We start from the raw sequence: 22,594 nt of genomic DNA, 5'->3' as shown, positions 1-22,594 counted from the left end.
ATTTTGTCTAATTTGGCTGCATCAAAAAATTCATCATCATGCATCAAAAAATCATCATCATTTTTCTCTTTCTTTCCTCAATTAACTTATCTGCTCAAATAACCGGAAAACTTACCGACACCGAAAATAAAACGCTTCCCTACGTAAATATTTATACTGAAGATGGGAAATATGGAGCCACATCTAACGAAAACGGGATTTATGAATTGAAAATAACTAAACCGGGAGATTACAATTTAGTTTTTCAGTTTTTAGGATATCAAACACAGAAAAGATCGATCTCGGCGGAAAAGTTTCCTTATCAATTAGATATAAGTCTGCAAACGGAAACTACCAGTTTAGATGAAGTAAATATTTCATCAGGCGAAAATCCCGCAAACTCGATAATTAGAAAAGCCATTGATTTTAGGAAACGAAATGCCGAAAAGCTTGAAGCTTATACTGCCGATTATTATTCCCGCGGATTATGGCGAATTAAAAATGCCCCGGAAAAAATACTGGGACAGGAAGTTGGCGATCTTGGTGGCGGGCTGGACTCTACCCGAAGCGGTATCGTGTATTTAAGTGAAACAATTTCTGAAATTTCATACAAACGGCCCGATGATTTTAAGGAAAAGATCATTGCTTCAAAAGTGAGTGGCGACGATAATGGTTTCAGTTTAAATTCGGCGCAGGAATCTTATTTTTCATTCTATGAAAATACCATTGAGATTAATAGCGAAATGGTTTCTCCAATCGCAGAATATGCTTTTAACTACTACGATTATAAGTTAGATGGAATTTTTTATGATGAAAATGGGAACCTCATCAACAAGATAAAAGTAAGTCCGAAGCGTGAAAAAGACCGTGTTTTTTCAGGCCATATTTATATTGTTGAAGAGCTTTGGCAAATTTTTGGTGTAGAATTGCAAACCACCGGTCAGGCCATACAGGTGCCTCCCATTGAGACTTTAGATTTTAAACAGAACTACCGCTTTTCTAAAGAAAACGGGTTTTATGTTCAAATTTCACAAACGGTAGATTTTGAATTTGCCATGTTTGGAATTTCAGGAGATGGAAGATTTACAGCGGTTTACAGCGATTATAATTTTGACCCAGAATTCAATAAAAATGATTTTGGCAGCGAGATAATGTCTTTTGCCGAAGCTGCCAATAAAAAAGATTCGGCTTACTGGGAAAAATTGCGACCGGTGCCTTTAACAGATGAAGAAATTAACGATTATGTAAAGAAAGACAGCATTCAAACTCTTAGAAATTCTAAGCCTTATTTAGATTCTATAGATAACGTGCGAAATAAATTCAACCTAACCGCTCCAGTTTTTGGTTATTCCTGGCAGGATTCTTTCAAAGACAGGTATTTTAATATAAGTTCCCCGCTTATGGGTACGCATTTTAATACCGTGCAGGGCTGGAATACTTCTACCACAATTTCTTACCGCCAAAATGATAATGAAGATGAGAACTCCGGGAAATTCTGGCGTTTGTATTCCACACTTAATTATGGTTTTAGCGACGATCGTTTTAGGATAAAAGGAGGTTTTCAGAAGCAATTTAATAATTCCAGCAGACCGGTATTGAGGATTTCTGGCGGAATAGAAACTGCGCAAATTAATAATAGAACTCCAATCTCTGAGCGATTAAACGATATTACTACCATCTTTTTTGAACGTAATTACCTCAAACTTTATGAACGTTCTTTTGCTGAAATTTCTTATCAGCAAGAAGTTTTTAATGGCTTATACTTTTTTGGCGATTTAAGTTATGAAAACAGAAATCCGCTATTTAACAATACAGGCCAGGTAATTATTGATAATGATGATGTTCAATACACTTCCAACAATCCAATAGATCCTCAACATTTTGGTACCATTTTATTCAGAGAACACGACATTTTTAAACTAAACCTTAATACCCGAATTAGGTTTGGACAGAAATATATGAGTTATCCCAGCGGAAAATTTAATATTAACAACGAGAAATATCCTACACTGTATTTTGGCTATGAAAAAGGTTTTGGTGCCAGTTTAGAAGAATATAATTACGATCAATTTAAAGCTTCGGTTACACAAACATTTAAACTGGGCAATAAAGGTGAATTTGGTTATAACTTAAACGGAGGAACATTTTTAAATGCTGAAGATATGGCGTTTGTAGATTACCGCCATTTTATTGGCAATCAAACCCGGGTAAACAATGGATTTACCAATTTATCAAGGTTTAATCTTTTACCCTATTATACAATGAGTACTAATAATACCTATGCTGAAGCTCACGCTGAACACGATTTTAAAGGCTGGATTTTAGGGAAAATTCCCTTTATAAATCAGTTGAATTATAATTTAGTTGTAGGCGCGCACGCACTTTATACGGAAGACCAAAAACCTTATTCTGAATATTCTGTAGGTATAGATAATCTCGGTTTTGGAAAATACAGACTGCTAAGATTAGATTACGTAGTTTCCAATATGGATGGCCAACGAGAAGGTGCTTTTATTTTTGGCCTGAAGTTTTTAGGGGTATTGGATTAAAAGCACCCTAACCCCCGAAGGGGAACTCAAAGTTTTTATGCCAGGAATACTTGAAATCTATTATAAATTATAAAGCAAACTTAGTGTGATTTAGAAGTTAATCCGGGATAACGGAACTTTTGAAGGTAGGTATTAAAAAACCTCACAGGTTCAAAATCTGTGAGGTTTTTTTGAATGTCATAGAAATGAAAAATCTTTAAGAAGGTTGCTTCGTTCCTCGCAATGACGAGTGGAACATAGGTCGCCTATTCTTCTTCCCCGGAATTATCTTTATCGGCTGAATTTTCTTCTTCAGTGGTAGCAAAATCGGTAATGCCGTTTTTAATTAGAAGGTTATACCATTGAAAGATCTTTTTTATATCACTGGCATAAACCCGGTCTACATCATAATCCGGAAGAATTTCAGCGAAATAATTCTCCAATTCAGTTTTATTAGATTTATGGCTAATTGCTTCTCCTCCATCTTCCTTTTCTTTGATCTTTTCAAAGATTTCTGCAAGCGGAACTTCTTCCGTGTACGTATAAATAGCAATTTCGCTCAATAAACTTACGTTATGGCGAATGTTCACGGCCATTTTTTTTCCGTCAGGAATTGATTTTACAATAAATCCGCCACGACTTTGAGCGGTTAATTCATATAAACCGGGTTTTCCCGAAATCGCTAATATTTTATCTAATCCCATAAAGTGTGTGTTAAATTTTGGCTGGCAAATATCAGCTGCCAGAACTAATTATCAAAGTGATTACCGGCCTTTTTTCATTTCCGGAAAACGCATTTTATACTCTATTTTTATTTTCCCTTTTGAAATGCCGGCGAGTTTTCCTTTTAGCAAACGCTTTTTTAAGCTGGAAAGTTTATCGGTAAATAAAATTCCTTCAATATGGTCGTATTCGTGCTGAATTACCCGCGCTGCCAAACCGGTAAAAGTATCTCGATGTGAATTAAAATTCTCATCCTGGTACTCTATAGTAATCTTTGGCTTTCTAAATACGTCTTCTCTAATTTCAGGAATACTTAAACAACCTTCGTTAAAAGCCCATTCTTCCCCTTCTTCTTCCACGATCTTAGGATTAATAAAAACCTTTTTAAGTTTTTTGAGTTCTTCCCGTTCCTGCAGTTCCAGTTCTTCATCTTCTGCAAACGGACTTGAATCTACAAGGAATAAACGTATAGGACGACCAATTTGTGGCGCTGCCAAACCTACTCCAAAAGCATTATACATGGTTTCCCACATATTATCTATTAACTCATCCAGTTTTGGATAATCTTCCGGAATTTCTTTACATTTTTTTCGTAAAACCGGATCTCCGTAAGCTACAATTGGTAAAATCATTCTTCTTAGAATTTATATTTTATAATGAATAATTTATAATATTATTTTCCGGAATTTTGGTTTCTTACCGCGGTGATTCTAGACGCGATAAAGATCGATGTCAACTCTTTGGCTTCAATTATCAATTCTTTTGAATCTTTCTCATTTAGCAGATATTCATCCTTCGCGAATTCTATCCAGAAAATACATTCATCAGCTTCTTCAATTACTATTCCTAATTTTGAAATAAAAGCTTTTTTTGATTGCCCCAAACATGCGGCCCTGTAATTCGCTGCAACCGAAGTACTACATCTAATTAACTGACCCTCAATATGGCTTCCTAATTTATTTTTTGGAAGATTTATCGCTAGTTTTACACATTTATGCGCAAACACGTTGGAACGATTAATTAAGTCAGTTTTCATTAAATTAAACAACTTAAATTATAAATTATTCAATAGGCATTATACATTTTAAGCCTACTCGTATAAATAAGTTTGCAGAATAATCGTCGCGCTTATTTCATCTATAAGTGCCTTATCTCTACGCTTTTTCTTTTTGAGTCCGCTGTCTATCATAGACTGAAATGCCATTTTTGAGGTGAACCTTTCATCTATTCTTTTTACCGGCATTTCCGGAAATTTTTTAGTGAACACTTTTAAAAATTCCTGGATATACACCTCACTTTCAGAAGCTGAATCATCTTTTTGTTTGGGTTCTCCCACCAACACCAATTCAACATTTTCTGCAGTAAAATATTTCTCAAGAAATTCAAGTAATTCTGGAGTCTTTACTGTAGTAAGTCCCGAAGCAATCATTTTCAGTTCATCACTTACGGCAATACCGGTGCGTTTTGTCCCAAAATCAAGTGCCATAATTCGTGCCATCTGCAAAATTTGCGCAAAGGTAATGTTTATATTGCTTTACCACCAAAATTTAGCCTTAAGCTCTTATATTTGCTAAAAATCAAGAAAAATGGATCATTTAGAAGCTAAGATCAATGAAGCCTGGGAAAACCGGGATTTACTAAAAGAAACAGAAACCATAAAGGCCATTCGCGAAGTTGTATCTTTATTAGATGCAGGTAAATTAAGAACCGCCGAACCTACCGAAAACGGTTGGCAGGTAAACGAATGGGTTAAAAAGGGTGTGGTACTTTATTTCCCTATCCAAAAAATGGAAACTTTAGAGGCCGGGATTTTTGAATACCATGATAAAATTCCATTAAAGAGAGGTTATAAGGAAAAAGGAATTCGAGTAGTTCCTAATGCTGTGGCAAGACACGGAGCCTATATTTCCAGCGGAGTAATCATGATGCCGAGTTATGTGAATATTGGCGCTTATGTAGACGAAGGCACCATGGTAGATACCTGGGCTACCGTTGGTAGTTGCGCTCAAATTGGTAAAAACGTTCACCTTAGTGGTGGCGTTGGAATTGGTGGTGTTTTAGAGCCCTTACAAGCTGCACCGGTAATTATTGAAGATAATGCATTTTTAGGGTCAAGAAGTATTGTGGTTGAAGGCGTTAAAGTTGAAAAAGAAGCCGTTTTAGGCGCGAATGTAGTGTTAACTGCTTCAACTAAAATTATTGATGTTACCGGCGATGAACCTAAAGAAATGAAGGGAATTGTACCGGCAAGATCGGTAGTTATTCCGGGTAGTTATACCAAGAAATTCCCTGCAGGAGAATATAATGTACCCTGTGCACTTATTATTGGAAAACGAAAAGAATCTACCAATAAAAAAACTTCGCTAAATGATGCTTTACGCGAATATAATGTCGCGGTGTAATTTTAGCTATAGGAAAGCTAGCAGTAGAATTGCCAATGAAAATACTTATAATTCAGCAAAAAATGATTGGGGATGTTCTTACATCCTCAATCTTATTTGAAGCCATTCGGAAGAAGTATCCGGAAGCTGAATTACATTATCTAATTTACCCGCATACTAAACCCGTAATAGAAAATAACCCTTTTATAGACAAGGTTATTTCGTTTCATCCACAGAAATATAAAAATCCGTTTAATTTTCTCAAATTTCTTTTTAAGATTAGAAAAGAAAAGTACCAGGTGGTTATAGATGTTTACTCTAAAGCAAACTCAGCTATCATTACTGCGTTTACTAATGCTGAAATGAGGATTTCCTATAAAAAATGGTATACTTCATTTTTATATAATAGGGTATTTAATAGAAATATAAAGCCAGAAATTGAAGCTGGGGTAGCTATAGAAAAACGCCTTCAGTTTTTAAAGCCTTTAAATTTAGACCCAACTTTAGCTATAAAACCTAAAATATATTTAACTGAAGAAGAATCACTACAAGCGAAAAATATATTAGATGATAAAGGGCTTTTAGGTGAAACATCACTTTTTATGATTTCAGTACTGGGAAGTTCTCCAGAAAAGACCTATCCGGCAGAGTATTTGGCTCAATTATTAGATGTAATTGTACAGGAAACCTCTGGAAATCTTTTATTTAATTATATTCCTTCTCAAACAGAAAAAGCTTTAGAAGTTTATAATCATTGCCTGCCTGTAACGCAACAACATATTCATCTAAAGATTTTCGGAAAAAGTTTGCGTGAATTTATGGCTTTAACAAGCTATTGCGATGCTATGATAGGCAATGAGGGAGGTGCCATAAATATGGCAAAAGCACTTAATATTCCCACTTTCGCAATTTTTTCGCCTTCAATTAAAAGAATAAACTGGAATATTTATGAAGATGGACTAAAACAGGTGTCTACTCATCTTGAAGACTATTTTCCCGAAGAATTTAAAAACAAATCTAAACAACAGATACGCAAAAAAACTCCGGCACTTTACAAAAAATTTAAACCGCATTTTATTAAGCCTTATTTAATAAAATTTCTGAAAAGACTTAAATAATGAATTATAAATTCTTAATATATATAAGTTATAGCTATGCATTTCCCATTGGAGAGCCTTTAGAAAAGGAAATCCAAAAGCGGGGGTATGAGATAAAATGGTTTGCCGATGTAGAAGAAACCAAAGCAAAGTTTAGTGAAGACAAAGCGGTTTTACAAAATATCCAGTCGGTTATAGATTACCAACCGCATATTATTTTAAGTATTACCAATAATATTGCCGATTTCCTGCCGGGTTTAAAAGTGCAGGTTTTTCATGGTATAGCTCCGAGTAAACGAAATTTTACTAAAGGACATTTTAGAATTCGTGGTTTTTTTGATCTTTATACCACGCAAGGACCATTTACTACTAAACCCTTTAAAGATCTACAAAAAAAACATCAGCATTTTGAAGTAGTTGAAACAGGTTGGCCCAAACTTGACCCCTTATTTCCACTGGTAGAAGTGCCTCACGAGAAACCAACAATTTTAGTATCCTCCACTTTTAGTAAAAAGCTTAGCCTGGCTTATAACGACGAAGTGATTAAGGAAATAGAACGTATTTCTAAAAATGGAGAATGGCAATTTAAGGTTGTGCTTCATCCTAAATTACCCCAGGAAAGGCTTGATAAATTTAGGGAAATTGAAAACGAGAACCTTAAGTATTATGACACCACAGATCTAATTCCGTTGTTCCAGGAAAGCGATGTGCTTTTAGCAGATTCAACCTCGGTGGTTACTGAATTTCTGCTTCAGGAAAAACCGGTAGTAACTTTTAGAAACAGCCAGCCCGGCCCGCATTTAATTAATATAACTGAAGTTGATAAAATTGAAAATGCTTTACAAAATGCACTTGATCCTGATGTGAGTTTATTGGAAGAAATTCGAGAATTCAATGCAAACATGCATCCTTATAAAGATGGCAAATCCAGCGAACGACTTATTGAAGCTGCTATAGATTTCTTACACGCCGATAAAAGCTATTTAAAACCAAAACCATTAAATATTATTCGAAAAATGAAAGTGCGTAAAAACCTGGGCTTCTACCCCTTAAAAACTTATCGTAAACCTCCTACCTATTAATTAAGGAGATATTTTTCAATGATTAAAATTCCGTAGCTGTAATTTCGGAAGTCATTTAAACAGGAAATAACTTTATTCTGGAAATATTTAAACCCCGATTACTTATTTTTATAAACGCCAATAAAAGCTTTAAAATCTTTGTAATATCTTTTACTTGTTAAGCTTAGCCTGTTTTTAAAGCTCAAAAATCTCCAGGAATTAAAGCTGACCAAGTTCTCCATAATTTCTGCAGTTCGTTCTTTTGAAATATGGAATTCATAAAGTTTTTTAGGGTCTACATTTCCGTAGCCAGAAAATCTATTTACTTTATTTTTTGAGTGAATAATACTCAACCAGAGTCTTTGGTTTTTAATTCTGGTCATATTTTTTTCATATTTCCAGGAACCATGACGATTTCTAAACCAAACCGTTTTAAAATCTTCCTTTTTTTCTATGAGGCTAATAAAAGGGTTATTCAATTTTGTTAAAGCCCCTAAACGTGTGTTTTTTCCTGTTTCCAGGGTATAGCCATCAATGATATCAAGCGCCTGGTGATCTTGTTTTTTAAAATAGCTTTGCACTACATTGGTATAATTCTCATGAATACAATCATCGTTATCTAGCCGGGAGGTAATTATATATTCCCGAGAATCGAGCTTATTAATATTATTTACAATTTCCGGTAAAAAATTATTCATTCCGTCAATAAAAAATGGAAGAAAATTATCGTAAGATTTTCTATAATTCTCTACTTTTTCTTTATAAACTTCAGGAGTATTAATATCAAAGAAAACTAACCATTTAAAATTTTGATTAGTTTGATTTTTAACTGATGTAAAGCAAAAATTTTCAAATAAATCAAAGCGCTCTTCTAACCATTCTTCGGTGAGTACTTTTTCGTTATTTTTTGTGGTAGTCCAGTCTTCAGCTCTTAAATTAAAGCGTGTAAGAATATAGTGTTGAAACATAATTGTAAATTATAATTGACTCTCTAAAGTTTAAATTTTTTCTTAAATGCTTTTTTGCGAACAAAACTTTCCTGGAATTTTCTAATATAAAACCACATTGCCTCAAAAACCTCTTCTTCATTTTTATCGATTTGCTTCGCATATTCATTGGCCATAATTCTCACCACCTCCTTTTCTTGCGTTAGCCTCGAGAAATTTTTCATTCGTTCTGAAAAATTAAGAGCTTTAAAATTCATTCTATTTAAATCTACCAGAAAAAATTTAGGATTTCCCTCATTTAATCTGATGAGTGTATTGCCGGGTGAATTATCCAGAAACTCAATTTCTTTCTCATGAAGTTCAAAAATAAACCGGGTAAATGCTCTTAAAATGGCTTCGTGACCGGCTTTATTTAAATCAATCTCTCTGTATGTCAAATCATAACTAAGCTGCTCACTTAAATAAAAACTTCGTAAAAAAGAAAAAGCAGTGGTTTCTTCTACATAGGCAATAGGCTGAGGAGTACCTACATTTTTACTCAATAAATATTCAGCATATTTAAAAGAACGTTCGGCTTTAGATTTTCTAACAAAGCGATAAGCTATTTTATTTACGGCATTGGGAATTTTAAAAGATTTCACGTTAATCTTAATTCCATTCAATTCAAATAATTTCAGTTTATTACGCTTCCCGTCTACCAGCATGTCACCGGTTTCATTAAAATTATGAATTAAATTTTCAATTTCAGCCTGGAGATTCCGGTGATTTTCTGAAGTTATAATTTTCATAGAAACTAATTAAGCTATAATCGCTATAGCGGCAAATTTAGGATATAATATATCCAAAAGTATAAATAGCGACCAAATATTATGAATACAGCCGCGTTTTTGTTGAATTTGAATTGAAATAACGAATTAGATTAAGGGAGATATGGTTTGGAATAATTAAACTACAAATTTAATATTATATTCGCCCCTAAAGTTAATATGACGAAATGAGCGCCGCAGTTGTGATTCCTGTTTACAAGCAAGAAATGTCTAAAATGGAAGAAATTTCATTGATGCAATGCTTAAAAATTCTAGGCGATTTTCCAGTATTTATTATTTGTCCAGAAAACTTTAATAAACAATCTTACGAAAAATTTAATCTAACTTTTGAAGAATTTGAAGCTCATTATTTTAAAGATATTTCGGGTTATAGTAGCTTAATGTTAGCCTCTCCCTTTTACGAACGCTTTCTAAATTATGACTATATTTTAATTCATCAATTAGATGCTTTTATCTTTAAAAATGAATTAGAAAATTGGTGTAGTAAATCTTACGATTATATTGGAGCACCCTGGTTGGCTACCAATAACCTTACTTCCAAAATCTTGAAACCTTTTCAATCTAAAAAGAAGAAAAAAAGGGCTCCTATTTTTTATAAAGTAGGAAATGGAGGGCTTTCCCTGCGTAAAACACAGAATTTTTATCAAATTTCCAAAGAACTTGCGCCTTTAATTAAAGAACAGCTTGAGAAAAAAGATGAAATTTATGCAATTGAAGATGTATTTTGGTCTTTAAAAGTACCTGAATATTTCCCAAATTTCAACATTCCCGATTATAAAACTGCTGCTGCATTTGCTCTGGATAGAAAACCTAAAATTGGTTTAAAAATAAATGCAGGCCAATTACCATTTGGTTGCCACGGATTTAATAAACCAAAAGTTGTTGATTTCTGGATGCCAATAATTAGAGCGCAATTTCGAAAGAAATAAGCGATAACAATTACTCTAACCCGGCCTATGGCATTAAAATATTTGTAATTTTACCGTAGTTTTGTACTTAATTTCAGTCCAAATAATCAACTATAAAATATGAATATTCTCCATCTTTCGGCTGTTAGAAACTGGGGCGGTGGGGAAAAGCATATTGAAAATTTATGTTTAGAACTGGCTGAATTAAACCCCGAAGTAAGCAATTTGGTTCTATGTAAAAGAGGTGATTTATTTGAAAAAAGCCTTCAAAAGAATAACCTGCCGTATGCCGCTGCACCTATTATAACCAATTTTGATTTTCGGTATATTATTAAATTAATTAGCCTGGTTAAAACAAAACAAATTAACCTTATTCATATTCACGATCCTACAGCACTGGCTTTTGCTGTGTTCGCAGATAAGTTTACATCGCTACCACCTTTTATCTTCAGCAAAAAAACCTCTTTTCCTATTAGAGGTAGAAAACGTACCCTTTATAAATACAATTATCCAAAAATTAAAAAGATTCTTTGTGTTTCAGAAAAGAGTAAAAACATAATTGGAGAAAATATTAATGATTCTTCAAAACTTGTGAAAATCTATCACGGCTTTAGACTGGAAAGAGAGCAATTTAAGAGCAAGAGGGAAGACCTCTTAGCCGAATTGAATATTCCGAAAGAGAAAACCATTATAGGAAACATCGCTAACCATATTTGGCCAAAAGATCTGGAAACTTTTCTAAAAGTCGCGCACCATTTAATTTATACCCAAAACCGCACAGATCTTTACTTTGTACAAATTGGATTTTATTTTAGGGAAACCCCGCATTTGTTGAAACGACTGAAAGAACTGAGACTGGAAGACCACGTTAAATGCTACGGATTTAAAAATAATGCATCAAGATTCTTTAAAATTTTTGATTATTTCCTTTTAACCTCCCAGGTAGAAGGTCTCCCCAATGTAATCTACGAAGCTTTTTACCACAAAGTTCCTGTAATTGCTACAAATGTGGGTGGAATTCCCGAAATTGTGGCCCATTTAGAAAACGGACTTTTAGCCGATGCTTTTGATGCTGAAAAACTGGCTGAACATATCCTGTTTTTAGAAAAAAACCGGGAGTTAATTCCGCGTTTTACTGAAAATGCCCATAGAAAATTGGTAGAAAATTTTACTACTAAACAAATGGCAAAACAAACACTACAAGAATACAAAAACGTCCTTTATGGAAGATCTTAAAACCGAAATACAAAACGCCTTAGCCACTTTAAAACGCGGCGGACTTATACTCTACCCTACCGATACGGTTTGGGGAATTGGTTGCGATGCCACCAATGCTGAAGCGGTAGAAAAAGTTTATAAACTTAAAAATCGACATGAAAGTCAGGCGCTTATTTGCCTGGTTTCAGATTATAAAATGCTCAATCAATTTGTAGAAGATGTGCCGGAAGTAGCTTACGATATCTTAAAATTTGCCAGAAAACCCACAACCATTATTTATGACGATCCAATTCGCGTAGCCGAAAATTTAATTGCCGATGATAATTCTTTGGCAATTAGGGTTTCAAAAGATAAATTCAGTAACGATTTGGCAAAAAGATTTAGAAAACCAATTGTTTCTACATCGGCCAACATAAGTGGTGAAAAAACACCCGGATCTTTCGCTGAAATAAGCCCCGAAATTTTAGAAGGTGTGGACTATATAGTAAATTTGCAGAAAAATAAAAAATCGGCTAAACCCTCGGCCATCATTAAATTAAGCAATGATGGGAAGGTAAAAGTGATTAGGAAATAAGTGCAATTAAATAACTTTTTTCCGTCAAGCTGAACTTGTTTCAGCTTCTAAGATCTTTTAACTATTAACAACTTAGATCCTGAAATAAATTCAGGATGACGTTTCCTAAGAATCCCCGCAAAAGAGTTCAAAATGAAAGGGCTTTAACGATTTAAAAGTTTACAAAGAAATTACAATAGTGAAGAATTATAAAGGAGCCTTAACCCACAATATTTTTAGAGTCATTACCCAGGCCTCAGAAGAACTCAATCTGGAAAGTTATGTTATTGGAGGCTTTGTTCGGGATCATATTTTGCAACGTGGGGAGCCTAAAGATATTGACATAGTTACGGTGGGCAGTGGGATAGAATTAGCAAGAAAAGTAGCTAAAATCCTTCCGCATAAACCAAAAGTCCAGGTTTTTAAAAACTATGGTACGGCGATGCTCCGCGCATATGATATGGAAATTGAATTTGTAGGCGCTCGCAAAGAAAGCTATCAAAAAGATAGTCGCAAACCCATCGTGGAAGACGGTACTTTAGAAGATGACCAAAATCGTAGAGATTTCACTATAAATGCGCTGGCGCTTGGTTTGAATGAAAATAACTTCGGAAATCTTTTAGATCCTTTTAATGGGTTTGAAGATTTGAAGTCTAAAATCATTAAAACTCCGTTAGATCCCGATATCACGTACTCTGATGATCCACTTCGAATGCTTCGTGCTATTCGTTTTGCCACGCAACTTAATTTTAAGATTGAAGAGGAATCTTTAGATGCGATTACCAGAAATAAGAAACGCATCAAAATTATTTCAAAAGAAAGAATTACCGACGAGTTGCATAAAATCATGCTGGCCGAAAAACCTTCAAAAGGCTTTTCGCTATTACATAAAACAGGATTACTTCATATTATAATGCCAGAATTAACCGCTCTGGAAGGTATAGACGAAATTGAAGGCCAAAAACACAAAGATAATTTTTGGCATACCCTGGAAGTGGTAGATAATATCTCAGAAAATACCGATAATCTTTGGCTTCGTTGGGCCGCATTATTACACGATATTGGAAAGGCCCCGACAAAAAAATTTCATAAAAAAATTGGGTGGACTTTTCACGGGCACGAATTTGTAGGAGCGAAAATGGTTTTTAAACTATTTAAACGACTTCGACTGCCTTTGAATGAAAAGATGAAATATGTGCAAAAATTGGTTTTAATGAGTTCGCGGCCTATTGCGATTGTAGATAACGACGTAACCGATTCTGCCGTACGCCGACTTATTTTTGACGCGGGTGAAGATATTGAAGATTTAATGACACTTTGTGAGGCCGATATAACTACTAAAAATCCGAAACGCTATAAACAGTACCACAATAATTTTAAGGTGGTTCGCACTAAGATGAAAGAGGTAGAAGAACGCGATCACGTTCGTCAATTCCAACCTCCGGTAAGTGGTGAAGAAATTATGAAAACTTTTAATATTAAACCTTCCCGGGAAATAGGTATAATAAAAGAAACCATTAAAGAAGCAATTCTGGAAGGAGAAATTCCCAACGAGCACGAAGCGGCCAGGGAATTGATGCTAAAAAAGGGAAAGGAACTGGGTTTATCAGTAAACAGTGGGCAGTCTCAGTAGTTTGCAGTAGAAATAAAGATTAAATAAAATGTATAGAAAATCGGTTAAAATTTCCCTTATCCTGGTTTACCTGGTAATTATTGCCGGTGCAGTGGTAAGAATGACGGGCTCCGGGATGGGTTGTCCAGACTGGCCTAAATGTTTCGGTTATTATATTCCACCTACAGAAGTTTCAGAATTGGAATTTCAGGCCAATCGAGAATATGAAAAAGGACAGGTGATAATTGTTGATGAGACTTTGAAAGTAGCAGCAACCGATTTTACTTCCGAAGAAAATTATTCCGAAGAAAACTGGGAAACTTACACCAAACACGATTACGCTATTTTTAATCCTGCGCATACCTGGGTGGAATATATCAATAGGCTCGCGGGTGCTTTGGCCGGTTTTGCCGTGCTAATTATGGCAGTACTTTCCTTCAAAAAATGGAAGAAAAGAAAAAGAATTACTCTCCTCTCCTGGTTTAGCGTTTTTCTTATGGGATTCCAGGCCTGGCTTGGCGCCACCGTAGTGTATTCAGTTTTATCGCCGGTTAGAATCACCATCCATATGGTGATGGCGCTGGTAATAGTAGCGCTCTTGCTCTATTTATTATTTATTGCCGAAGAAAAAGTTAAAAACAAAGTTCCGAATAGAACTTTCAGAAACTTAATGATTCTCGCCGTGGGATTAACATTAATCCAGGTGGTTTTAGGAACCCAGGTAAGACAGCTGGTTGATGAGCAGGTTAAAATACTTGGATACGATGCAAAAGAATTATGGTTGGCTAATCCCGACCTTAACTTTTATGTACACCGCAGTTTTTCAATTCTTGTTCTTTTTGTAAACCTTGTACTCTGGTGGAAAAACCGAAAACTTCAGCTTCAATTTGGAAAGATAAACTGGGTCTTAATATTACTTTTATTAGAAATCGCTACCGGAATTGCGATGTATAATTTTGATTTTCCAGTCCTTTCCCAACCGCTTCATTTGGTAATTGCCTCGGTATTGTTCGGATTTCAGTTTTATTTATTATTGGAAAGCTTTGCGGCGGGCAGAAAGTTGAAAACTTTGTAACTTTGCCCCTTAAAATTTGATATTATGGTTTACCGATTTAGAGTAATTCTTGATGCTGAAGAAGATGTATTTAGAGATATAGAAATACTACAGGAAAGTAGCCTGGAAGACCTTCATAACACCATTTTGCAATCGTTTGGCTTTGACGGCACAGAAATGGCTTCCTTCTATTTAAGCGATGAAAAATGGGAACAGGGAGAAGAATTCTCTCAGTTTGATATGGGTGGTGAAGTACGGTTAATGAACGAAACCAGCCTTGAGTCTATTTTAGATGAAGACAATAGAAATATAATCTATATTTACGATTTTCTAAAGATGTGGACTTTCTTAATTGAACTTGCCCAGATTGGTGAAATTGAAGCTGGTAGAGATTATCCAAACCTTATGTTTGTTCACGGCCAACTGCCTGATAGTGCACCAGATAAAGATTTTGTAGGCGAAGACGATGAAGACGCCGGTGGGGGCGATATGTTTGACCAGGGATTTAACACCAACGATTACGACGATCTTTCTTTTGATGAAAATTGGAATTAATTGCGAAGCAATGATCCCGAACTTGTTTCGGGAACCTGGTTTTCCGTCATCCTGTCCCGAGGCGTCGGGATTAATTCAGGATCTAAGTCGTTCCTATTTCATTAAGAATCGTCATTACGAACGGAGTGAAGTAATCTTCAACTTAAATTACCAAAATCTGACAGATTGCTTCGTACCTCGCAATGACGATAACTTAAATAATAAAATTTTAGCTACAGTTTATCCCTTATATTCGGGACGGAAAATAACAATACTAAGATTTCCGCCTTCGCGGAAATGACAAAACCATATACTGAATGATCAACCTTTTTAATGCGCAAATTGAATCCCTTTCTATTCACAGGGTTGGGAACAAAAGCCGAAACGAGAATATTTTTCTCTCTGCGGCTCCTTATCAATTAAACGATGAAATAACTCCTTTGATAAAGGAATATTTTCTAAAACCTTTTAGAGAAAAAGAGGAAAATTACTTCAATTTTTCTCACGAAACCGATCTTGAATTCAATGAATTATATAACCTGGCGAATGGAGTTTTTGACGATCCGGGAAATATTCACGAAGCTTCAAAAAAGATCACCACTTTATTGTTTGAGCAATCTTCCCATCCGCACATAAAAAGCGGGGAAGTTTATGTAGTTTATTTTGAAAACCTACAGATTGATAATGAAAAAGTTTCAGGAATCGGGATTTTTAAATCTGAATTAAAACACGATTTTCTTCAGTTTGAAGAAAATGGCAGCATTTTGGAGATGATTGTTCAGCAGGGAATAAACCTCAACAAACTCGATAAAGGCGCACTAATTTTCAATAAAAATCGCGAAGAAGGCTACAAAATCCTTTCGGTAGATTCTAATAAATACGATACCAAATACTGGCTGGAAAACTTTTTAGGTGTAGATGTAATGCGCGATGAGAATTACAATACCAAAAGTTACCTGAATTTCTGCAAGAACTTCGCTAAAGACGTGGTTTTACCTGCGGAAGATAAAAAGGAAGAAGTAATGTTTATGAACCGAAGTATGGATTACTTCGCGAAAAATGACGATTTTGAAGAAAGTAATTTCCTGAATTCGGTAATTGATAATCCAGAATTATTACCTGAATTTCAGCATTATAAAACCGAAAAAGCACCTAAATACAAAATTGAAGATCTTACCAATTTCCCTATCGCCAACAAAGCGGTAACCGATGCGCGAAAGAAAATTAAAAGCGTAATTAATCTTGATACGCATATTCAGATTAAAATGGACTTTGTAAACGCAGAGTCTGCCGATAAGTTTGTGGAAAAAGGTTGGGACGAAGAAAAGCAAATGTATTACTACCTTGTTTATTTTAATAAGGAAGAGAAAAGTTAAGAGAATTTTCTAAAAAAGAATAGCCACGAATACACCAATAATATTTGTGGATTCAGAGAGATAACCAGCCCTCACAGATTTTTGAAATCTGTGAGGGCTTTTTTATTCCTACGAACTTTCCAGCAAACGTTTCATATTTACATCTTCATAATTGCGGCGTACAAAATCTAGCGCCGTTCTAAGAATCTGGCCCATAGTACTGGCTCTTTTAAACTTTATATCCTTGGTATATTTATAAAGATCGCTTCTTAAGGTTTTTACATTTGCCTGGGTAGAAACGTGATCGTTAATCATACAACGCAGCAATTCTTTGTATCGCGGGCGGGTATTAATAATCCTTTTTGCCAGCAGGGAACGCTCTTCTTTTCTATACTGTTCTATTGAAGATTCCTGGAGTTTGTCCTGCACCAACTCCACCATTTTTAAATTCTCTTTAAAAAACTGCGGACGGTAAACTTTCAAATTCCCTTCAAAACATTGCTGATCAAAGTCTATTGCCCTAATTTGATATTCCACATGGTCAAAATCGTGCGTGGGAATCACCACGTAATTATAAGAACGCATATCTCCCAAAAGCCTTACGGTGCAACGTTCATTAAACTTTACAAATTGTTTGGCAATTTGCGTCTGTGCCCTATTATCACAACTCGGTAAATGATCTTCAATAAATACATCACCCGGAATTCCGGCAATATGTTCTTCAATTAAAGTGTCTTTATAAACCAGGAAATTAATTCGGTGAGGAGAAAGTAAATGCTCAAATTCGAGTCCGTAGATTCGGGAAGCATCAGCTTTTTTCACATAGAAATAGGTAAAACTATCGTTAAGGATATTTCGAACTTTTATGCGGAAAGGTTTCGAATTTCCAAAAGTACAGTAATCTATAGCATCTACATTTAAAAATTCCAGGGAATCGTCACTTCCGTCAGAATGCATTATGGTATATACCTGTTTCAGGCTGTTATCTATTTCTTCCCGTTCAAAATCTGGATAATAGCAACGCACCCAAAACGTATCTTCTTCGTGCTGATCGTACACCACCACCGATCCGGAAAAGCGCAATAAATCATCATAGAAAACCGGAATTTTAGTGTTTCGGTTATGTTTGGCCAGATATCGATTCAACCTTTCATTTACGGCAAATGAAGGTTTCTTTTTAGACATCAGCTTTTCTTCCATATTATGTGTGCTTTTTATCAAAAATAAGCTTTCTCAAGCGAAATCTGTAACAATTCCATAACTTCGTCGTCATACTTTAAACTTTTCTTCAATTTTGGAAACAATTCTAAGTCTCAAAGACCTTACTAAAAAATATGGCGCACTTACCGCGGTAGACAAACTGTCTTTTACCATAGAAAAAGGCAATGTTTACGGTATTTTAGGGCCTAACGGAAGTGGAAAATCTACTACGCTCGGGATGGTACTTAACGTAGTCAATAAAACTTCTGGCGAATTTGCATGGTTTAACGGAAACACAGATACGCACGAAGCTTTAAAGAAAGTGGGCGCCATTATAGAACATCCCAATTTTTACCCTTATATGACAGCGGCGCAAAACCTGGCTTTGGTGTGTAAGATTAAAGATGTTCCAAAAGATAAAATTGATGAAAAACTGGAAATTGTTGGATTGCTGGATAGAAAAGACAGTAAATTTAGAACATTTTCTTTGGGGATGAAGCAACGCCTGGCAATTGCCTCTGCCCTTCTTAACGACCCTAAAATTTTAATTTTAGACGAGCCTACCAACGGACTGGATCCGCAGGGAATTCATCAAATTCGGGAAATAATTAGAAAGATCGCTGCCGGCGGAACTACCATTTTACTTGCTTCACATTTACTGGATGAAGTTGAGAAAGTTTGTTCTCACGTGGTGATTATAAGAAACGGCAAGAAACTTTATAGCGGCCCGGTAGATGCTATAAATGCCAGCCACGGTTTCTTTGAATTGCAGGCAAAAAACATGCAGCTACTTCAGGAATTACTAATTGCGCATCCGGGAATAGAAAATGTTTCAGAAAAAGAAAATATTGTTACGGCTATTCTGAAGGAACCTATGGATGCTGAAACTATTAACGAATATTTGTTTGAAAAAGGACTTTCACTTTCTTACCTGGTAAAACGTAAAGAAAGCCTGGAAGAACAATTCCTTACATTAACCAATCAAACTCCATCTGCATAATGCTACGACTTTTAGAGATAGAATATCATAAATTACGCTATAGCCGCTCGGCAAAAATACTGGTTTTCACCTATTTTATTTTAATAACTTTTATCGCTTTAATTGCTTCTATTGAATTCAATTTAGGAGCGATTAATTTCCGCGTAGCAGATCAGGGAATTTTTAATTTTCCTTACATCTGGCATTTTAATTCCTATATCGCGGCTTTGCTAAAACTCTTCCTGGCCATTGTAATTGTCTCGATGATGTCTAATGAATACAGCAACCGGACTTTAAAACAAAACCTGATTGACGGTTTGAGCAAAAAGGAATTTATAGCTTCAAAATTCTTAACCGTAACGGTGTTTTCTTTAATTTCCACATTATTTTTATTTATAGTTTCCCTGATTTTAGGACTTTCTTTTTCTGATTTTACTGAAGTTTCTATCATTTTTTCAGATATGGAATATATGATTGCCTACTTCGTTAAACTGACGGGCTTTTTCGCCTTCTGTATGTTTCTAGGAATTCTTATAAAACGTTCGGCTTTCGCACTTGGTTTTCTTTTTATCTGGTGGATTCTGGAAAGTATTGTTTATGGAGTTTTAAAGTGGCAGATTTTTAGGGATAGTCAAATTGCTGATAATATTGCAAGATTTTTCCCGCTGGAATCTATGAGCAACCTTATTAAAGAACCCTTCTCACGTCTCTCTGCAGTGCAAACCGCAGCCACGCAATTAGGATCTGAATTTGATAAAGATTATGGCATTCATTGGGACCAGTTATTAATTGTGATATTTTGGACTGCTATTTTTGTATTTTTATCTTATAAGCTCTTAAAAAAGAGAGATTTGTAGATAACACTAAATGAAATTTCTTTTTATTTTTTTTATAAGTTTTCTGTCTTTAAGCTTACAACTTAACGCACAGCAAGAAGCTGCCCATTGGTATTTTGGTGATGGCGCAGGATTGTCCTTCTCTGAAGGTGATCCTCAAAACTTAGATAATGGGAGATTACGAACGGTAGAAGGTTCTACCAGCATTTCTGACCAAAATGGAAATCTACTCTTTTATACAGACGGAACTATTGTGTTTGATCGCAACCACGATTTGATGCAAAATGGGACCGATTTAAAAGGAAATGTTTCCACCACCCAATCGGCCATTATTGTCCCACGACCTGCACATCCCGGCAGATACTTTATATTCACCGTAGACAAGCCGGACTATTACCTTACGCCGAACGATGAAATTGAAGGCGTTCATTTTTCTGAAGTAGATATGAGTCTCAATAATGGTAATGGTGGTATAATTGAAGGAAGAAAGAATATTCACCTAATAACATATAACCCTTCAAATTCGGTAGAAAATGAATTTAAAAGTTCAGAAAAAATTTCGGCAGTAATTTCCGGAGACTGTGTTTCTTATTGGGTAGTCACCCAATTTACCGATAAATTTTATTCTTTTAGGGTTAGTGAAAGTGGCGTAGAAACCACCCCTGTAATCTCCACACTTTCGAATAATTTTCCTCCAATTTTAGATGATAATGACATTAATGTAACTGCAGGTGGCTACTTAAAAATATCACCTGACGGCAAAAAAATGGTGGCGGCATACACAGGTACCTCACTGGGAAATTCAAATTCTGGTACAAAAAATACAGGAAAGGTTTTTCTTTATAACTTCAACGACCTTACAGGAAGAGTTACTAATGAAGAATTACTCCTGGAAAATAGTTATCCATACGGAGTTGGTTTCTCCCCTACCTCATCTAAGCTTTATATTACAGCGAATATCTTTAATTCCAATGATTTTTTGGAAAATAGTGAACTTTATCAGTTTGATTTAGCAAGCAATAATGTTATGGATTCCAGAGAATTGATTCATTCTTCTCGAAATGTAGCCGGAGCTCTTCAACTTGCCATAAATGGAAAAGTTTATAGAGCAGGTTACCCCACAGATGATGGTGGTTATCTAAATCATACCAGACTTTCAGTTATAAATGAACCCGATGAAGAAGCCCAAAATGTGGATTACCGTCATAATTCTGTTGACATTTCTCCGAACCATTCAAAATTAGGTCTTCCTCCATTCGTTCAATCTTTATTTAAGAGCTCATTTGAAGTTGAGAATTTATGCTTTGGAATGAATACAAAGTTTACAATCTCTGGAGAACCAGATTTTGATTCTGTTCTGTGGGAATTTGGTGATGGAGAAACTTCTAACACACCAAATCCATCACACGCCTATTCTGAACCTGGCATCTATACCGTAGCATTAATAAAAACCAGTAACGGTATTCCCCAGGATCCCGTTTGTAAGGAAATAACTATTTTAAAGTTACCGGAAATAGCACAGGATTATACACTTCAGCAGTGTGATATTACAGATAACGATCCTGGAGATGGAATCACCACCTTTAACCTACAATTAGCCAGGAATGAATTACTGTCATCCGAAAATTCATCTGTTCAGCTCTATTTTTATGAGAATGACCAAAACGCAATGGATGATGTAGAAAACACTCAGGCTTTAAGCAGCACCTATAGAAATAACATTTCCAACCAGGAGTTAACTGTTAAGATGGTAGATTTCAATGGAGAATGTAGTAAATTAGATAAAATTAGGTTAGAAGCTACCGGGGGTGTGCAGCTCAACCCGGCACCGGTTAAAGGTTGCGAGCTTACCGATGGTGAAGGTGAATTTAATCTTACTGATATTGAACAAAATATAATTCAGGAGTTAGGTTTAAACCAAAATATAACATTAAGTTTTCACCAAACTGAAAATGATGCCATACTGGGCGAAAATTATTTACCTGAAATCTATCTTTCTTCTTCTAAGACAATTTATATTCGGGCCGAAGCCGATAATTCCTGTTACGGTTTTGGCTCTATAGATTTGCAAATAGCTGCTTTTCCAAGATTGAATAATATAATGGAACTGCAAGCCTGCGTTTCAGATTTTCCAATAAGCCTTGGTAATGACCTAAACATCCCAAACGCCGAAAATTATGATTTTTCCTGGAGTACAGGTGAAAATTCTCAAACTATTTTGGTAAATACAGCCGGCTCCTATAGCCTTACTATAACCGATCCTAATCTAAGCTGTGGCCAGTCTATAAATTTTATAGTAGAAGAGTTCCAAAATCCTGAAATTTTAGATCTGGAAATTGAAAACCAGGGAGAAACCAATCAGGTAACGGTGCTCACCAACGACCTTTCCGGATTAAGCTTTGCTATGGATAATCCTGACGGCCCTTACCAAAGTAGTCCTACTTTTAGAAATGTGCCCGGCGGCACCCATACTTTTTATGCAAGAACTGATAACTCCTGTACAGTTGCTCAATTTGAAGAGATCATTTTTGGTTTTCCAGCCTTCTTTACGCCAAATGCTGATGGCTATAATGACCATTGGCTTCCTTATGAAACCAACACCACAGAATTTCAGGTAGAATACATTCATATTTTTGATCGATATGGAAAACTTTTAAAAGAATTACCTGCCAATTCCCCAGGTTGGGATGGCACTTATAATGGAAGAGTTATGCCGCCCAGTGACTATTGGTTTAAAGGTAAACTGGCAAATGGTCAGGAATTTAGCGGTCATTTTACCCTAAAACGTTAAGGAAAAGTTTA

General features: G+C 35.4%; 21 protein-coding genes. 14 read left to right on the top strand and 7 right to left on the bottom strand.

Going from position 1 to position 22,594, the window contains the following annotated elements; translation table 11 throughout:
* The first annotated feature begins 38 nt into the window (after nt 1-38).
* Complete coding sequence (locus J0871_RS09275; RefSeq protein WP_208224962.1) at nt 39-2,528, top strand: DUF5686 and carboxypeptidase regulatory-like domain-containing protein; 2,490 nt, start codon at nt 39-41, stop codon at nt 2,526-2,528.
* A 245-nt stretch (nt 2,529-2,773) separates the two neighbouring features.
* Here the strand turns inward: J0871_RS09275 and J0871_RS09270 are convergent, their stop codons facing one another.
* From J0871_RS09270 to ruvX, 4 genes are read right to left on the bottom strand one after another with little or no spacing between them, the layout of a single operon-like run.
* Nucleotides 2,774-3,211: a DUF5606 domain-containing protein gene (locus tag J0871_RS09270; protein ID WP_208224961.1), complete on the bottom strand. Its 438-nt coding sequence runs from the start codon at nt 3,209-3,211 to the stop codon at nt 2,774-2,776.
* A 60-nt stretch (nt 3,212-3,271) separates the two neighbouring features.
* The gene (def, locus tag J0871_RS09265; RefSeq protein ID WP_075326270.1) at nt 3,272-3,862 is read right to left on the bottom strand and encodes a peptide deformylase; all 591 of its coding nucleotides are present in this window, start codon (nt 3,860-3,862) and stop codon (nt 3,272-3,274) included.
* Nucleotides 3,863-3,903: 41 nt separating this feature from the next.
* Nucleotides 3,904-4,266: a four helix bundle protein gene (locus tag J0871_RS09260; protein WP_208224960.1), complete on the bottom strand. Its 363-nt coding sequence runs from the start codon at nt 4,264-4,266 to the stop codon at nt 3,904-3,906.
* A 54-nt stretch (nt 4,267-4,320) separates the two neighbouring features.
* Nucleotides 4,321-4,728 (bottom strand): Holliday junction resolvase RuvX, encoded by a 408-nt coding sequence (gene ruvX, locus J0871_RS09255; RefSeq protein WP_208224959.1) that lies wholly within the window; start codon nt 4,726-4,728, stop codon nt 4,321-4,323.
* Nucleotides 4,729-4,816: 88 nt separating this feature from the next.
* On the opposite strand from ruvX, the gene J0871_RS09250 reads away from it, so the two are divergent.
* Genes J0871_RS09250 through J0871_RS09240 form a run of 3 tightly spaced genes read left to right on the top strand, consistent with a single transcriptional unit; the run spans nt 4,817 to nt 7,790 of the window.
* Nucleotides 4,817-5,632, top strand: a complete 816-nt coding sequence (locus J0871_RS09250) for a 2,3,4,5-tetrahydropyridine-2,6-dicarboxylate N-succinyltransferase (protein ID WP_208224958.1) — start codon at nt 4,817-4,819, stop codon at nt 5,630-5,632.
* 35 nt (nt 5,633-5,667) lie between these two features.
* Nucleotides 5,668-6,729 (top strand): glycosyltransferase family 9 protein, encoded by a 1,062-nt coding sequence (locus J0871_RS09245; protein ID WP_208224957.1) that lies wholly within the window; start codon nt 5,668-5,670, stop codon nt 6,727-6,729.
* Complete coding sequence (locus J0871_RS09240; protein ID WP_208224956.1) at nt 6,729-7,790, top strand: CDP-glycerol glycerophosphotransferase family protein; 1,062 nt, start codon at nt 6,729-6,731, stop codon at nt 7,788-7,790. Before J0871_RS09245 ends, J0871_RS09240 begins: the two co-directional genes overlap by 1 nt.
* A gap of 98 nt (nt 7,791-7,888) precedes the next feature.
* On the opposite strand, the gene J0871_RS09235 is transcribed toward J0871_RS09240, so the two are convergent.
* Nucleotides 7,889-8,737, bottom strand: a complete 849-nt coding sequence (locus J0871_RS09235) for a glycosyltransferase (protein ID WP_208224955.1) — start codon at nt 8,735-8,737, stop codon at nt 7,889-7,891.
* A gap of 23 nt (nt 8,738-8,760) precedes the next feature.
* Nucleotides 8,761-9,504, bottom strand: coding sequence for a lipopolysaccharide kinase InaA family protein (locus J0871_RS09230; RefSeq protein WP_208224954.1), 744 nt, complete (start codon nt 9,502-9,504; stop codon nt 8,761-8,763).
* Between the two features lie 206 nt (nt 9,505-9,710).
* On the opposite strand from J0871_RS09230, the gene J0871_RS09225 reads away from it, so the two are divergent.
* The 7 genes from J0871_RS09225 (at nt 9,711) to J0871_RS09195 (ending at nt 16,798) form a co-directional block, all read left to right on the top strand.
* Nucleotides 9,711-10,472, top strand: coding sequence for a DUF5672 family protein (locus J0871_RS09225; protein WP_208224953.1), 762 nt, complete (start codon nt 9,711-9,713; stop codon nt 10,470-10,472).
* A gap of 99 nt (nt 10,473-10,571) precedes the next feature.
* Nucleotides 10,572-11,687, top strand: a complete 1,116-nt coding sequence (locus tag J0871_RS09220) for a glycosyltransferase family 4 protein (protein WP_208224952.1) — start codon at nt 10,572-10,574, stop codon at nt 11,685-11,687.
* A complete protein-coding gene (locus tag J0871_RS09215; protein WP_075326261.1) occupies nt 11,674-12,243 on the top strand; it encodes an L-threonylcarbamoyladenylate synthase in 570 nt (189 codons plus the stop codon). Before J0871_RS09220 ends, J0871_RS09215 begins: the two co-directional genes overlap by 14 nt.
* A 178-nt stretch (nt 12,244-12,421) precedes the next feature.
* Nucleotides 12,422-13,855 carry an HD domain-containing protein gene (locus tag J0871_RS09210; protein WP_346014340.1) on the top strand — a complete coding sequence of 478 codons (1,434 nt, stop codon included), beginning with the start codon at nt 12,422-12,424 and terminating at the stop codon, nt 13,853-13,855.
* A 28-nt stretch (nt 13,856-13,883) separates the two neighbouring features.
* On the top strand, nt 13,884-14,909 hold the full coding sequence (locus J0871_RS09205) for a COX15/CtaA family protein (RefSeq protein WP_208224951.1): 1,026 nt from the start codon (nt 13,884-13,886) through the stop codon (nt 14,907-14,909).
* A 24-nt stretch (nt 14,910-14,933) separates the two neighbouring features.
* Nucleotides 14,934-15,443 carry a hypothetical protein gene (locus tag J0871_RS09200; RefSeq protein ID WP_075326258.1) on the top strand — a complete coding sequence of 170 codons (510 nt, stop codon included), beginning with the start codon at nt 14,934-14,936 and terminating at the stop codon, nt 15,441-15,443.
* Between the two features lie 296 nt (nt 15,444-15,739).
* Nucleotides 15,740-16,798, top strand: coding sequence for a nucleoid-associated protein (locus J0871_RS09195; RefSeq protein WP_208224950.1), 1,059 nt, complete (start codon nt 15,740-15,742; stop codon nt 16,796-16,798).
* A 108-nt stretch (nt 16,799-16,906) separates the two neighbouring features.
* Here the strand turns inward: J0871_RS09195 and J0871_RS09190 are convergent, their stop codons facing one another.
* A complete protein-coding gene (locus tag J0871_RS09190; RefSeq protein WP_075326256.1) occupies nt 16,907-17,977 on the bottom strand; it encodes a hypothetical protein in 1,071 nt (356 codons plus the stop codon).
* Between the two features lie 94 nt (nt 17,978-18,071).
* Between J0871_RS09190 and J0871_RS09185 the strand changes: the two genes are divergently transcribed.
* Genes J0871_RS09185 through J0871_RS09175 form a run of 3 tightly spaced genes read left to right on the top strand, consistent with a single transcriptional unit; the run spans nt 18,072 to nt 22,583 of the window.
* A complete protein-coding gene (locus J0871_RS09185; RefSeq protein ID WP_208224949.1) occupies nt 18,072-18,977 on the top strand; it encodes an ABC transporter ATP-binding protein in 906 nt (301 codons plus the stop codon).
* Complete coding sequence (locus J0871_RS09180; RefSeq protein WP_208224948.1) at nt 18,977-19,813, top strand: ABC transporter permease; 837 nt, start codon at nt 18,977-18,979, stop codon at nt 19,811-19,813. The genes J0871_RS09185 and J0871_RS09180 overlap by 1 nt, the downstream gene beginning before the upstream one ends.
* A 10-nt stretch (nt 19,814-19,823) precedes the next feature.
* Complete coding sequence (locus J0871_RS09175) at nt 19,824-22,583, top strand: T9SS type B sorting domain-containing protein (protein WP_208224947.1); 2,760 nt, start codon at nt 19,824-19,826, stop codon at nt 22,581-22,583.
* Nucleotides 22,584-22,594 lie beyond the last annotated feature (11 nt).

Origin of the sequence: Salegentibacter sp. BDJ18, assembly GCF_017579965.1 — a bacterium.
In the GTDB taxonomy this organism is placed as follows: Bacteria; Bacteroidota; Bacteroidia; order Flavobacteriales; family Flavobacteriaceae; genus Salegentibacter.
This window is presented reverse-complemented; position numbering and strand designations above follow the sequence as displayed.

Excerpts from the sequence above, each read along its gene's own strand:
- J0871_RS09275 (WP_208224962.1), top strand. The coding sequence starts at position 39 with ATGCATCAAAAAATCATCATCATTTTTCTCTTTCTTTCCTCAATTAAC.
- J0871_RS09270 (WP_208224961.1), bottom strand. The coding sequence starts at position 3,211 with ATGGGATTAGATAAAATATTAGCGATTTCGGGAAAACCCGGTTTATAT.
- def (WP_075326270.1), bottom strand. The coding sequence starts at position 3,862 with ATGATTTTACCAATTGTAGCTTACGGAGATCCGGTTTTACGAAAAAAA.
- J0871_RS09260 (WP_208224960.1), bottom strand. The coding sequence starts at position 4,266 with ATGAAAACTGACTTAATTAATCGTTCCAACGTGTTTGCGCATAAATGT.
- ruvX (WP_208224959.1), bottom strand. The coding sequence starts at position 4,728 with ATGGCACGAATTATGGCACTTGATTTTGGGACAAAACGCACCGGTATT.
- J0871_RS09250 (WP_208224958.1), top strand. The coding sequence starts at position 4,817 with ATGGATCATTTAGAAGCTAAGATCAATGAAGCCTGGGAAAACCGGGAT.
- J0871_RS09245 (WP_208224957.1), top strand. The coding sequence starts at position 5,668 with ATGAAAATACTTATAATTCAGCAAAAAATGATTGGGGATGTTCTTACA.
- J0871_RS09240 (WP_208224956.1), top strand. The coding sequence starts at position 6,729 with ATGAATTATAAATTCTTAATATATATAAGTTATAGCTATGCATTTCCC.
- J0871_RS09235 (WP_208224955.1), bottom strand. The coding sequence starts at position 8,737 with ATGTTTCAACACTATATTCTTACACGCTTTAATTTAAGAGCTGAAGAC.
- J0871_RS09230 (WP_208224954.1), bottom strand. The coding sequence starts at position 9,504 with ATGAAAATTATAACTTCAGAAAATCACCGGAATCTCCAGGCTGAAATT.
- J0871_RS09225 (WP_208224953.1), top strand. The coding sequence starts at position 9,711 with ATGAGCGCCGCAGTTGTGATTCCTGTTTACAAGCAAGAAATGTCTAAA.
- J0871_RS09220 (WP_208224952.1), top strand. The coding sequence starts at position 10,572 with ATGAATATTCTCCATCTTTCGGCTGTTAGAAACTGGGGCGGTGGGGAA.
- J0871_RS09215 (WP_075326261.1), top strand. The coding sequence starts at position 11,674 with ATGGAAGATCTTAAAACCGAAATACAAAACGCCTTAGCCACTTTAAAA.
- J0871_RS09205 (WP_208224951.1), top strand. The coding sequence starts at position 13,884 with ATGTATAGAAAATCGGTTAAAATTTCCCTTATCCTGGTTTACCTGGTA.
- J0871_RS09200 (WP_075326258.1), top strand. The coding sequence starts at position 14,934 with ATGGTTTACCGATTTAGAGTAATTCTTGATGCTGAAGAAGATGTATTT.
- J0871_RS09195 (WP_208224950.1), top strand. The coding sequence starts at position 15,740 with ATGATCAACCTTTTTAATGCGCAAATTGAATCCCTTTCTATTCACAGG.
- J0871_RS09190 (WP_075326256.1), bottom strand. The coding sequence starts at position 17,977 with ATGGAAGAAAAGCTGATGTCTAAAAAGAAACCTTCATTTGCCGTAAAT.
- J0871_RS09180 (WP_208224948.1), top strand. The coding sequence starts at position 18,977 with ATGCTACGACTTTTAGAGATAGAATATCATAAATTACGCTATAGCCGC.
- J0871_RS09175 (WP_208224947.1), top strand. The coding sequence starts at position 19,824 with ATGAAATTTCTTTTTATTTTTTTTATAAGTTTTCTGTCTTTAAGCTTA.